This window comes from Coprococcus comes ATCC 27758 (assembly GCF_025149785.1).
Taxonomy (GTDB): Bacteria; Bacillota; Clostridia; order Lachnospirales; family Lachnospiraceae; genus Allocoprococcus; species Allocoprococcus comes.
Genome location: NZ_CP102277.1, coordinates 3,171,748 through 3,184,116, shown reverse-complemented (window position 1 = coordinate 3,184,116; position 12,369 = coordinate 3,171,748). Strand labels below are relative to the sequence as shown.

Annotated in this window: 11 protein-coding genes and 2 rRNA genes; 12 read left to right on the top strand and 1 reads right to left on the bottom strand. The window is 43.1% G+C overall.

The features are described from left to right. The first annotated feature begins 7 nt into the window (after nucleotides 1-7). The 6 genes from NQ556_RS15550 (at nucleotide 8) to NQ556_RS15525 (ending at nucleotide 4,919) form a co-directional block, all read left to right on the top strand. Nucleotides 8-358, top strand: coding sequence for a YbaB/EbfC family nucleoid-associated protein (locus NQ556_RS15550; RefSeq protein WP_022220696.1), 351 nt, complete (start codon nucleotides 8-10; stop codon nucleotides 356-358). Between the two features lie 16 nt (nucleotides 359-374). Then, complete coding sequence (recR, locus tag NQ556_RS15545) at nucleotides 375-971, top strand: recombination mediator RecR (RefSeq protein ID WP_008370967.1); 597 nt, start codon at nucleotides 375-377, stop codon at nucleotides 969-971. A gap of 67 nt (nucleotides 972-1,038) precedes the next feature. Further along, nucleotides 1,039-2,139: a LacI family DNA-binding transcriptional regulator gene (locus NQ556_RS15540; RefSeq protein ID WP_044998858.1), complete on the top strand. Its 1,101-nt coding sequence runs from the start codon at nucleotides 1,039-1,041 to the stop codon at nucleotides 2,137-2,139. 263 nt (nucleotides 2,140-2,402) lie between these two features. Beyond that, complete coding sequence (gene fsa / locus NQ556_RS15535) at nucleotides 2,403-3,059, top strand: fructose-6-phosphate aldolase (RefSeq protein ID WP_008370963.1); 657 nt, start codon at nucleotides 2,403-2,405, stop codon at nucleotides 3,057-3,059. 94 nt (nucleotides 3,060-3,153) lie between these two features. Further along, entirely contained in the window at nucleotides 3,154-3,990 is an 837-nt protein-coding gene (locus tag NQ556_RS15530) for a transketolase (RefSeq protein WP_008370961.1), read from the top strand. Continuing rightward, complete coding sequence (locus NQ556_RS15525) at nucleotides 3,978-4,919, top strand: transketolase family protein (protein ID WP_022220697.1); 942 nt, start codon at nucleotides 3,978-3,980, stop codon at nucleotides 4,917-4,919. Before NQ556_RS15530 ends, NQ556_RS15525 begins: the two co-directional genes overlap by 13 nt. 171 nt (nucleotides 4,920-5,090) lie before the next feature. On the opposite strand, the gene NQ556_RS15520 is transcribed toward NQ556_RS15525, so the two are convergent. Next, nucleotides 5,091-5,891 (bottom strand): hypothetical protein, encoded by an 801-nt coding sequence (locus tag NQ556_RS15520; protein WP_008370955.1) that lies wholly within the window; start codon nucleotides 5,889-5,891, stop codon nucleotides 5,091-5,093. Nucleotides 5,892-6,084: 193 nt separating this feature from the next. On the opposite strand from NQ556_RS15520, the gene NQ556_RS15515 reads away from it, so the two are divergent. The 6 genes from NQ556_RS15515 to rrf all read left to right on the top strand — a co-directional run bounded on the left by NQ556_RS15515 (nucleotide 6,085) and on the right by rrf (nucleotide 12,237). Continuing rightward, nucleotides 6,085-6,684: an HD domain-containing protein gene (locus tag NQ556_RS15515; protein WP_008370953.1), complete on the top strand. Its 600-nt coding sequence runs from the start codon at nucleotides 6,085-6,087 to the stop codon at nucleotides 6,682-6,684. A gap of 66 nt (nucleotides 6,685-6,750) precedes the next feature. Then, nucleotides 6,751-7,884: a LysM peptidoglycan-binding domain-containing protein gene (locus tag NQ556_RS15510; protein WP_008370951.1), complete on the top strand. Its 1,134-nt coding sequence runs from the start codon at nucleotides 6,751-6,753 to the stop codon at nucleotides 7,882-7,884. A 68-nt stretch (nucleotides 7,885-7,952) separates the two neighbouring features. After that, nucleotides 7,953-9,131, top strand: a complete 1,179-nt coding sequence (locus NQ556_RS15505) for a DUF5711 family protein (RefSeq protein WP_008370948.1) — start codon at nucleotides 7,953-7,955, stop codon at nucleotides 9,129-9,131. Nucleotides 9,132-9,140: 9 nt separating this feature from the next. Then, nucleotides 9,141-10,052 carry a CvpA family protein gene (locus tag NQ556_RS15500; protein WP_008370946.1) on the top strand — a complete coding sequence of 304 codons (912 nt, stop codon included), beginning with the start codon at nucleotides 9,141-9,143 and terminating at the stop codon, nucleotides 10,050-10,052. 421 nt (nucleotides 10,053-10,473) lie between these two features. After that, nucleotides 10,474-12,004, top strand: a 16S ribosomal RNA gene (locus tag NQ556_RS15495). A gap of 115 nt (nucleotides 12,005-12,119) precedes the next feature. After that, a 5S ribosomal RNA gene (gene rrf, locus NQ556_RS15490) occupies nucleotides 12,120-12,237 on the top strand. Nucleotides 12,238-12,369 lie beyond the last annotated feature (132 nt).

Below are 12,369 nucleotides of genomic sequence, written 5' to 3'. Positions count from 1 at the left end.
TATAGTTATGGCAAAAAGAGGAGGATTTCCAGGAGGCGGAATGCCGGGAAATATGGCAAATTTAATGAAGCAGGCTCAGAAGATGCAGAAGCAGATGGAAGAGCAGGCAAAAGAGATGGAAGAGAAAAGTTTTACAGCAACTGCAGGCGGCGGAGCTGTAGAAGTGACCGTAAGCGGTAAAAAAGAAGTCCAGAAAGTAAAACTTCAGGAAGAAGTTGTGGATCCGGATGATGTAGAGATGCTGGAAGACCTGATCATGGCAGCAGTCAATGAAGCACTTCGTCAGGTCGATGAGGCAAATACTTCCGCTATGAGCAAGCTGACTGGCGGACTTGGCGGAATGCCGGGAATGTTCTAGAACGGGAGTGTAAAAGATGGATTATTACAGCAGTCAGATCAGTAAACTGATCGAAGAATTATCAAGACTGCCTGGTATCGGAGCAAAGTCAGCCGGAAGGCTGGCTTTTCATATCATTAATATGCCGAAGGAACAGGTAGAACAGCTTGCAGCGACACTGGTAGATGCAAGAAATAATGTAAGATACTGCAAGCAATGCTGCACGCTTACTGACAAAGAATTATGCCCGATCTGTGCCAGCGAGGAGCGGGATCATAAGACGATTATGGTTGTGGAAAATTCACGAGATCTTGCAGCTTATGAAAAGACTGGAAAATATAACGGTGTGTACCATGTACTTCATGGCGCAATTTCCCCGATGCTTGGGATCGGACCTGGAGATATCCGGCTAAAAGAGCTGATGGAGCGTCTTCAGGGGGATGTGGATGAAGTGATCATCGCAACCAATTCCAGCCTGGAAGGGGAGACTACTGCGATGTATATCAGCAAACTGATCAAGCCGACAGGAATCAAGGTCAGCCGGATCGCAAGCGGCGTGCCGGTCGGCGGCGATCTGGAATATATTGATGAAGTGACGCTTCTGCGTGCACTGGAAGGACGTACAGCACTTTAGGTGACTTAACGTGACTTAAGGACTGCGAGGAGTGCCGGAAACGTATGCATTTGAAAGAAGTAAAGATATGAGAAAGAAGAAAGTAACCTCTTCGGATATCGCACATGCGGCAGGTGTGTCGCAGGCAACGGTATCCATGATCCTGAATAAAAAATATAATGTATCATTTTCAAAAGAAACGATCCGTAAAGTGGAACAGATCGCAGAAGAGATGGGATACGAAGTACCGAAAAGAAAGACACGCAGAGAAAGCAGGAAAGAAAAACTGATCGTCGTATTTTGTTCCAACCTCACGAACCCTTATTATGTTATGTTGCTTCAGGGGATTGAATCCCGTGCAAAGGAGCAGGGATATGGACTGTTTGTGTGCAATACCCAGAGGGATCTGAAGATGGAGGAGCGGTATCTCAGGATGATGCATGAGCTGAAACCGCTTGGTATTATCTATACCTGCAATCCAAGTCATTGTTTTATGGATACGATAGAAGAGTTGGCAGAAAAAATTCCGATCGTAATTATCAATAACCAGAATGAGCATCTGAATGTAGATGCAGTGGAACTGGATAATTCCAAACTCGGAAGGATGATGGCAAAGCATCTTCTGGATCTGGGGCATCGGAAAGTAGCGTATATTGCACCACCTCTTACAACCAGACAGAAGCAGCGCTCCAAAAGGGTGGAAGGATTTCTGAAAGAATTTGATGCTGTTGGATTAAAAGACAATGTGATCATCAAGGCAGCAAATGAGTCGATCGATATGAGCATCCCGAATATCGATTCGGAGTATAAGATCGGATATGATCTGACGAAAGAGCTTTTGAGAGAGCATAATGATATTACTGCGATCGTCGGATTAAATGATATGATCGCATTTGGAATCTTGGATGCACTTCACGAAGAAAAATATAAAGTTCCGGCAGATATTTCCGTAATGGGATGTGATAATACACTGTTTGCGAAGATGCATAAGGTGTCGCTGACAACAATCGAGCATTTTGTCGTTTTCAAAGGGCGGGATGCCTGTGATATCATTATGAAAAAGATTCTTTCTCAGAACAGCCAGTATTCAGAGATCCAGCCGATCAGCACCTACCATGTAGAATATGAACCTCGTCTGATCGTGCGTGGAACGACGTCTTATGCGAAAACAAAAAAAGGGAAAAATTAGTTTAAATTCAAAAAATATTAGTAATATTTCATAGTTTATGTCTCTGAAAACGCTATAAAATAAAGAATTATCCAAAAACGGCATCAAAAAATTACTAATAAAATAGTTAATATTAACGTGAAAAATTACTAATAAAAACATATGGCTATTGACCTGTCAGAGTAAATTGCGATATAATTTAACCAAGTCAGGCAATCAGATAAAAAGAGAGATTCCTGATAACGGGAAATACGAATTTTCATGTTCATAAGGAGGAAAACGAAATGAGATTTTTCATCGACACAGCAAATGTGGAAGACATTAAAAAAGCTAACGATATGGGAGTTATCTGCGGAGTTACAACAAATCCGTCACTGATCGCAAAAGAGGGACGTGATTTTAAAGAAGTTATCGCAGAGATCGCATCTATCGTAGACGGACCGATCAGTGGAGAAGTAAAAGCAACAACTACTGATGCAGAAGGTATGATTGCAGAAGGTAGAGAAATCGCTAAGATCCATCCGAACATGGTAGTTAAAATTCCGATGACTGTAGAAGGACTGAAAGCTTGTAAAGCTCTTACAGCTGAAGGAATCAAGACAAATGTAACACTGGTATTTACAGCAAACCAGGCACTTCTTGCAGCAAGAGCAGGGGCTACATATGTATCGCCGTTCCTTGGACGTCTGGATGATATTTCTGTACGTGGAACAGAACTGATCGAAGAAATCGCTGAGATGTTTGCAGCGGCCGGAGATATTGATACACAGATCATCTGCGCGAGCGTCCGTAACCCAATGCACGTTACAGAATGTGCACTTGCAGGTGCTGATATTGCAACTGTTCCTTACAAAGTAATTGAACAGATGACACATCATCCGCTTACAGATGCTGGTATCGCAAAATTCCAGGCTGATTACAAAGCAGTATTCGGAGAATAAAATTTACAATCGGAATAATTTACTGTCGGAAGAGCATCAATTTGCGCTTCCGACAAAGTGACTAAAAATAAACTATTTCAGGAGGCATATTTTCATGAACAAGTCAGAACTTATGAAAACTGCAAATGAAATCCGTAAGAGCATCGTGACAGCAGTACACGCTGCCAAATCCGGACATCCGGGCGGATCTCTGTCAGCAGCAGACATCTACACATATTTATATTTTGAAGAGTTAAATATCGATCCTAAGGATCCTAAGAAAGCAGACCGCGACCGTTTCGTTCTTTCCAAAGGACATACAGCTCCGGGATACTATTCTGCACTGGCACACAGAGGATTCTTCCCGGTAGAAGACCTCAAGACACTTCGTCATACAGGATCTTACCTTCAGGGACATCCGGATATGAAGCACATCCCGGGTGTTGATATGTCAAGCGGATCTCTGGGACAGGGAATCTCAGCAGCAGTAGGTATGGCTATTTCTGCAAAACTGAGTAATGATGACTATCGTGTATACACACTTCTCGGAGATGGAGAAATTCAGGAAGGACAGGTTTGGGAAGCTTCTATGTTAGCAGGCTTCAGAAAACTGGACAATCTGGTAGTAATTGTAGATAATAACAACCTTCAGATTGACGGACGTATTGATGAAGTTAACTCACCATACCCGATCGACAAGAAATTTGAAGCATTTAACTTCCACGTAATCAATATCGATGGACATGATTTTGATCAGATTGCAGCTGCTTTCAAAGAAGCAAGAGAAACAAAAGGAATGCCGACAGCTATTATTGCCAAGACCATAAAAGGTAAAGGCGTTTCTTTCATGGAAGACCAGGCTGGATGGCATGGAAAAGCTCCGAATGATGAAGAATACAAGATCGCTATGGAAGATTTAGAGAAAGCAGGTGAAGCATTATGTCAGAAGTAAAGAAAATCGCAACAAGAGAAAGCTATGGTAATGCTTTAGTTGAACTTGGAAAACTGCATGATGATGTAGTAGTACTTGATGCTGACCTTGCCGGAGCTACAAAGACAGGAATGTTTAAGAAAGCATTCCCGGAAAGATTTATCGACTGTGGTATCGCAGAAGGCAACATGATCGGAGTTGCAGCTGGTATCGCTACAACAGGCAAAGTTCCGTTTGCAAGTACATTTGCAATGTTCGCAGCAGGACGTGCATTCGAACAGGTTCGTAACTCTGTCGGATATCCGAAGAACAATGTTAAGATCGGTGCTACACATGCAGGTATTTCCGTTGGTGAAGATGGTGCTACCCATCAGTGCAACGAAGATATCGCTCTTATGAGAACAATCCCGGGTATGGTAGTGATCAGTCCGGCAGATGATGTAGAAGCAAGAGCAGCTGTATTTGCAGCATATGAACATCAGGGACCGGTATATATGCGTTTCGGAAGACTTGCAGTGCCGGTAATCAATGATAATCCGGATTATAAGTTCGAGATCGGAAAAGGAATCGTACTTCGCGAAGGTAAAGATGTAACAATCGTTGCAACAGGACTTGAAGTGAGCGAATCTCTTGCAGCAGCTGAAAAGCTTGCAGCAGACGGAATCGATGCAAAAGTAATCAATATCCATACGATCAAACCTATTGATGAAGAACTTATTGTTGCAGCAGCAAAAGAGACAGGAAAAGTTGTTACCGTAGAAGAACATTCTGTTATCGGTGGACTTGGAAGTGCTGTATGTGATGTGCTTTCTGAAAAACTTCCTACACCTGTTCTGAAGATTGGTGTTATGGATACGTTCGGGGAATCTGGTCCGGCAGTTGAACTGATCAAGAAATACGGACTTGATGCAGACAGCATCTGCGAAAAAGTAAAAGCATTTGTAAAATAATAAAAAAGGATTCTGAGAATCTATAATAAAAATGCCAGAACCGGTGTAAATCGGGACTGGCATTTTTGTTATGGATGAAAGTTATTGATCCGCTGTGGGAGTGAGAAGGATACAGCACCAGACCAGTGGCACTATAACCAGTTATATTTTGAGAGTGGCATATTTCCCGTTCTAGGAAAATATTTTCCGTATAATACAGCTTACAAGTCCAATTCCGCATAATGGAAGAAGGATTCCTTTCAGACTTCCATACAGCTGCAGACCGCCGGCAAGACCGGTCAGTGGTGATGGAGAAGAAGGAATCAGATTCCAGAACATTCCGGCAGCAATTACAGTTATACCGATGAACAGGAAAGAGAAAAGCCCCCGTCCGGTATCGACACGCTTTGTTCCCCTGTCTCCATAAGCACATGGTCCGGTCAGCGCCCACAGGAAGAAAATAATCTCCATAATCAGCAGAAATGCTGCGACGCCAAGGAAGGCACCGAGCGTATAATTCTTGGCATTTACCGCTGTGGCAAGTGAACCATATACCGGATAACAGCTCCAGAAATTCTTGAAAATATTAAATGCAATTACGGCGATCATCAAAAGCGTTACGCCACGGGCTCCGGTCTGCAGGAGTTTGCCGGTTATTTTTGCGCCTGTCTGCACGGTCTTTTTCACCGGAGTGGTGATGATCGAAGCGGATGGAGTGGAACGCTTTTTCCCGGAAGCTTTTGAACTGCCGTTTCCAGAGTTTCCGGAAGTACGTTTCCGGGCTTTTTTAGACCGCTCCTTTCGTGAATCCTCTGAAGGATCTTCGGTGGAAGAGTGTTCCTTCTTTTTTACTTCCTCGCTTTTGTTGGTTTTATTTACATCTCTTTGAGATTTCTTTTTACGCCTTTTTACGGTATCCCGATCCGGTACGTCATCCAGATCAATGATATCAAAGTCAGTATCGTCTGACAGGTCTTCATAAATCTGTTTCATGTTACAATCAGCCTCCTCATTTTTGCTTCGCCCTATTTTATACCAGGAATTTGAAAGAAACAATATGAATCACAGAAACATCACAAAATCATAAGGAATTCTTTAGAAAAGAATGAGGTGAAACAAAAGAAATTTTGGTATACTTAAAGTATGCCGGGGAAAGGAACACGGCAGAAAAAAGAGGGTAACCAGAATGGAAAAATTACAGAAAACGATAACTGAATTAAATGATAAATTAAAAAAGAAAAATAAAACACCGGAGGAGCAGGATGAAGAATTTGAACAGTTTTATGAATGCATCAAAGATATTGCAACCCATCCGGTAGTGCTGAGAATGAAGCTTTATCCGCATCATGGAGTGACAAACTGTTATCAGCACTGTCTTCATGTTTCTTACTATAATTATATCTGGTGTAAGGCACTTGGACTGGATGCAAGGTCAGCAGCGCGTGCGGGAATGCTGCATGATTTGTTTTTGTACGACTGGCATACCCATGCAAAGCGGACAGGGGATCATTTTCATGGGATGACGCATCCGAAAAGAGCGCTCATGAACGCAGAGAAATTTTTTGATCTGGATAGCATCGAACGGGATATTATCATCAACCATATGTGGCCGGTCACACTTTTTTCTGTGCCGCGGACAAAAGAAGGATGGATTACGACACTTGCTGACAAGTATTGCGGCAGTTTTGAGACTGCACAGCGGAAGGAGAGCGATCCGGTAAAGAAAAAACGGGGAATGGACAGGATTGTCGAACGATTTTCCTATTTAGTAGACACAAAGCGATAAAAAGTGTGCTTTCCATATGATACGATAGCCTAAACTACAAAATATGCAGAATGAGGTGAGAGTATTATGGAAAACAAATTTCCAAAAAATGTACGTCAGATAGGAAATGTGAGTGATACTCCGAAGATTTACGTGGAAGATTATGTAGATACATTTCTGAATCAGATTTGTGATAAAGCAGATAAGGAACAGGCAGGTGCATTTCTGGTCGGTAAAAAAGAAGTAACAGAAGGACAGGAGTGTCTCTATATTTTTGGCGCGATCTGCATGGAATTTTCCGGTGATGAAAATGAAATCATTTCACAGGAGAATTTTGAAAAAGCAGAGCAGGAGAAAAAGGAATATTTTGAAGATGGTACGATGATTGGCTGGATGCTCTGCAGACCGGGCGTGCGAATGGTGATAGATACGAAGATATTCAATACCCATGAAAAATATTTTTCCGAAAAAAATACTATTTTCATATTAAAAGATAATGCAGAGGTGGAAGAACAGTATTATTGTTACAAATATAAAGAGCTGATGCAGATTGGCGGGCATTATGTTTATTATGAAAAAAATGCTGCAATGCAGAGTTATATGATTACGGCACGGAAAAAGATTGGCGTGACACCCAGTGAAGTTGTGGAAGATAAGGCTGCAAAAGACTTTCGCAACCTTGTAAAAGAAAGATTTGAGGCGCAGGAACAGAAGAAAACTTCCAGGCTGACATACGTGGCGAGCGTGTTTCTGGTAATTGTGGTTCTGATCATGGGTGTGACAACCCTGAACAATTATGGGAAAATGAAAAGTGTCCAGTCATCCCTGGAATTTATACGTAATTCGATCATGAAGCAGGGCGAGGAAAAAACGCAGAAAACCAGTGGCACAGTAAAAGCAGCAAATGAGCAACAAAATGAGAATACCGTTCAGTCAGAGCAGACGAATGATCCGCAGACAGAGGAACAGCAGGATCCGATGCCACAGCAGGGAGAGGGCTCTGATTCTGCTTCGACAGAGGAAGAAAAGGTCGATGATTCTTCGATGAGCACAATGCAGGAAATGAGTGAAGATATTTATATTGTAGAAAAAGGCGATACGCTAGCCAAAATCAGCAAGAAAGTATACGGGGACAGTGGACATGTAGATGCGATCTGCAGAATGAACGGGTTGTCGGACGGAAACCTGATTTTTATCGGACAGAAATTGATTCTGCCGTAGTTTTCTGTACATATGAATAAAAACTGTGGTATACTAACAACAAACTAACGACAGGAAAAGGACAGGTTATGGATGTGATAGTAAAGGTACGTGATCCGGAAGAAAACCTGGAAGAGAAGATAAAGGCGTACAAAGTAAAAAAGAGAATAAAGACGGCGGTAACGATTTTGGCGTTTGTGTTTGCGCTGATCAGCAGCTATCTGCTTGTGAAATTGCAGACATATACAAGCTTACGGACTCTGCAAAGTTATAAAAATAAAGAGACAGAATCAAGTGATCTGAAATATTTGCAATATGCAGACGGAATGCTCAAATACGGACGGGATGGAATTACGTATATCAATAAAAAAGGTGTAGAGCAGTGGAACCAGTCTTATCAGATTAAGGATCCGGTTATCAATGTGTCGGGAAAAGCGATGGCGGTCGCAGAGCGCGGTGGAAATGATATTTATGTTATGGATGAAAAAGGCGCGAAGGGAGAAATCCATACGAATTATCCGATCGAGAAGATAGCTGTTGCGGAAAATGGAATTGTCAGTACGATTTTAAATAACGAAAATTCACCAATGGTTGTGTGCTATGATGCGACAGGAAATGTACTGGTAGAGCACAGAGCTTCACTTACCGGAACCGGATACCCGATTGGAATCGCACTTTCGCCGAACGGAACGAGACTTCAGATTTCATATTTGTGTGTAGCGGATGGTGTCGAGGCAACAAGAGTTGGATACCTGAATTTTGATAATACAGAAGAAGCAAACAAAGAATATCAGGTTGCTGATGATGTTTACAAAAACACAATTGTTCCGACTTCGTTTTTTATAGATGAGAAGAAGTCTGTTCTGGTCGGAGATCAGTCGTTTATGATCTATAAGGAAACGGACAAGCCAAAGCTTTCTAAAACAGTAAAGCTGGATAAGCAGATTAAAAGCTTTTTCCATGACGATGAATATCTTGGGTTCATACTGAAAGAAGAAAGCGGAGAATATGAGCTTCGCCTATATGATATGGAAGGAAATCAGAAATTATCTAAAACATTTACCGGGGAATATGGAAATGTAAAGATTGCAGATGGAAATGTTATCATGTATGATGGGACTTCTTGCCTGATTTATTCCAAGCTTGGTGTGAAGCAATTTGAAGGAACGACAGAATATGAGATAAAAGAAGTAATTCCGATTTTCGGAATCAATAAGTACCTAGTGATGAATGCAGACGGACTTGCAGAGGTACGGCTTGTAAAATAGGAGTAGAGTATGGAAGTAAATATTTTATTGGTAATTGTCGGGGGCATTATAGCAATAGGAGCCATTGTAGGATTTGCCAAAGGTGCTGTCAGGATTGCTGTATCGCTTGGGGCGACGATCCTTACGCTGGCGGTTGTGTATTTTGCAACGCCGTATGTCAGCAAGGCAATTTATTCGCTTACACCGATTGATGAGATGGTAGAACAGCAGTGTATAAAAACGATGACAAAAGCCTTCACGGGAGAAGCGGATACAAATTCGGGATTTACGGAAGAGCAGGTACGGGGAATCCTCTCAGCGGCAGGTGTATCTGAGCAGACATTGGAAGCAGCAGGAATTACCGTGGAAGATATTGTAAATGGTAATGTGTCAGATGAGATGCTGCAGCAGTATGGAATTTCACCAGATATCTTCGATGGACATGTGTCAACGGAAGAGGCAGAGCAGTCGATCATGGAGGCTGAGGTTCCAAAGCAAATGCAGATAGTGGCAATCGAGGGGGCGGATCTTCCGGATGTATTTAAGAATCTTCTTCTGGAAAATAATAACAGTGAAGTTTATCAGAAGCTTGGGGTAACGACATTTGCGGAATATGTAAGCAAATATTTTGCAAAGCTGGTTATCGAGATTGTCGCGTTTCTGGTAACATTCCTGTTTGCAACCATTGTGATAAGAGCAGTTGTGTTTGCGCTTGATTTTGTGACAGCACTTCCGGTTCTGGGAATTCTGAACAGGCTGGCAGGAGTTCTGGTAGGGTCGACGATTTCATTTATTATAGTAGGGATCCTGTTTATCGTAATTACGCTTCTGTATACAACAACGATAGGAAAGCAGGCAATGGGAATGATCAGAGAAGATCAGATCCTTAGTTTTTTATATGATAATAATATAATTATGAAAATTGCAACAATGTTGAGATAAAAGGCTTGACAATAGAAACTGATAATGGTATTATAAAAATCTGTCACGGAAAAGTGATGGATTTTTATTTATAATAAGGGATGTAAGGTAGCCTTTGAAAATAAAAATAAAAACCTCAAAAAATGTGTTGACAAAACAAAATACACATGATATTATATAGAGGTTGTCGCTGATAAAAATAAAAAGCGACAAAAAATAATTTTAAAAAAGTTGTTGACAAACATGAAACACTTTGATATAATATAAAAGCTGTCGCATGAAACGGCAACAACAAAAAAAGAACATTGATAACTGAACAATAGACAACAAACCCTGAAAATTCTTTAAAGAGATTTTTCAAGAACGGACATCGAAAGATGTCGAACCAAAACAGTAAACAGGAACAGAATTGCCAAGCGATTCTGACCCGGATACAAACATTTTTAACGAGAGTTTGATCCTGGCTCAGGATGAACGCTGGCGGCGTGCTTAACACATGCAAGTCGAACGAAGCACTTATCTTTGATTCTTCGGATGAAGAGGTTTGTGACTGAGTGGCGGACGGGTGAGTAACGCGTGGGTAACCTGCCTCATACAGGGGGATAACAGTTAGAAATGACTGCTAATACCGCATAAGACCACAGAGCCGCATGGCTCGGTGGGAAAAACTCCGGTGGTATGAGATGGACCCGCGTCTGATTAGGTAGTTGGTGGGGTAACGGCCTACCAAGCCAACGATCAGTAGCCGACCTGAGAGGGTGACCGGCCACATTGGGACTGAGACACGGCCCAAACTCCTACGGGAGGCAGCAGTGGGGAATATTGCACAATGGGGGAAACCCTGATGCAGCGACGCCGCGTGAGCGAAGAAGTATTTCGGTATGTAAAGCTCTATCAGCAGGGAAGAAAATGACGGTACCTGACTAAGAAGCACCGGCTAAATACGTGCCAGCAGCCGCGGTAATACGTATGGTGCAAGCGTTATCCGGATTTACTGGGTGTAAAGGGAGCGTAGACGGCTGTGTAAGTCTGAAGTGAAAGCCCGGGGCTCAACCCCGGGACTGCTTTGGAAACTATGCAGCTAGAGTGTCGGAGAGGTAAGTGGAATTCCCAGTGTAGCGGTGAAATGCGTAGATATTGGGAGGAACACCAGTGGCGAAGGCGGCTTACTGGACGATGACTGACGTTGAGGCTCGAAAGCGTGGGGAGCAAACAGGATTAGATACCCTGGTAGTCCACGCCGTAAACGATGACTACTAGGTGTCGGGGAGCAAAGCTCTTCGGTGCCGCAGCAAACGCAATAAGTAGTCCACCTGGGGAGTACGTTCGCAAGAATGAAACTCAAAGGAATTGACGGGGACCCGCACAAGCGGTGGAGCATGTGGTTTAATTCGAAGCAACGCGAAGAACCTTACCTGCTCTTGACATCCCGGTGACCGGCGTGTAATGACGCCTTTTCTTCGGAACACCGGTGACAGGTGGTGCATGGTTGTCGTCAGCTCGTGTCGTGAGATGTTGGGTTAAGTCCCGCAACGAGCGCAACCCTTATCTTCAGTAGCCAGCAATTCGGATGGGCACTCTGGAGAGACTGCCAGGGATAACCTGGAGGAAGGTGGGGATGACGTCAAATCATCATGCCCCTTATGAGCAGGGCTACACACGTGCTACAATGGCGTAAACAAAGGGAAGCGAGCCTGCGAGGGTAAGCAAATCTCAAAAATAACGTCTCAGTTCGGATTGTAGTCTGCAACTCGACTACATGAAGCTGGAATCGCTAGTAATCGCGAATCAGCATGTCGCGGTGAATACGTTCCCGGGTCTTGTACACACCGCCCGTCACACCATGGGAGTTGGTAACGCCCGAAGTCAGTGACCCAACCGTAAGGAGGGAGCTGCCGAAGGTGGGACCGATAACTGGGGTGAAGTCGTAACAAGGTAGCCGTATCGGAAGGTGCGGCTGGATCACCTCCTTTCTAAGGAAGCTGGATAAAAGTAGGACGCGAAAGCGGCTGAATCAATCCAACTAAAACGGAAGAAGAAGTAAGGAAAGTTCGTTGTCTATTGTTGAGTTATCAAAACTCAGATACTTCTGGTGGCGATGCGGTCAGGGGACACACCCGTTCCCATCTCGAACACGATGGTTAAGACCTGATCGGCCGATGGTACTGCACTGGAGACGGTGTGGGAGAGCAGGTGGCCGCCAGATTATAAAAAAGAAAATAAGCAGACTGTGCTTGATTTAATATGAAACTTTGGAGAATCGCTCCAAAGCGTCAAGCGACTAAGTGGTGGTTAGCTACCGCACTAGTCTTTCAGCATAGATACAGACACAGAACCG

Bases quoted from the DNA above. Each gene is read 5' to 3' on its own strand.
- NQ556_RS15500 (WP_008370946.1), top strand. From the start codon at position 9,141: ATGGAAGTAAATATTTTATTGGTAATTGTCGGGGGCATTATAGCAATA.
- recR (WP_008370967.1), top strand. From the start codon at position 375: ATGGATTATTACAGCAGTCAGATCAGTAAACTGATCGAAGAATTATCA.
- NQ556_RS15510 (WP_008370951.1), top strand. From the start codon at position 6,751: ATGGAAAACAAATTTCCAAAAAATGTACGTCAGATAGGAAATGTGAGT.
- NQ556_RS15505 (WP_008370948.1), top strand. From the start codon at position 7,953: ATGGATGTGATAGTAAAGGTACGTGATCCGGAAGAAAACCTGGAAGAG.
- NQ556_RS15550 (WP_022220696.1), top strand. From the start codon at position 8: ATGGCAAAAAGAGGAGGATTTCCAGGAGGCGGAATGCCGGGAAATATG.
- NQ556_RS15530 (WP_008370961.1), top strand. From the start codon at position 3,154: ATGAACAAGTCAGAACTTATGAAAACTGCAAATGAAATCCGTAAGAGC.
- NQ556_RS15515 (WP_008370953.1), top strand. From the start codon at position 6,085: ATGGAAAAATTACAGAAAACGATAACTGAATTAAATGATAAATTAAAA.
- fsa (WP_008370963.1), top strand. From the start codon at position 2,403: ATGAGATTTTTCATCGACACAGCAAATGTGGAAGACATTAAAAAAGCT.
- NQ556_RS15520 (WP_008370955.1), bottom strand. From the start codon at position 5,891: ATGAAACAGATTTATGAAGACCTGTCAGACGATACTGACTTTGATATC.
- NQ556_RS15525 (WP_022220697.1), top strand. From the start codon at position 3,978: ATGTCAGAAGTAAAGAAAATCGCAACAAGAGAAAGCTATGGTAATGCT.
- NQ556_RS15540 (WP_044998858.1), top strand. From the start codon at position 1,039: ATGAGAAAGAAGAAAGTAACCTCTTCGGATATCGCACATGCGGCAGGT.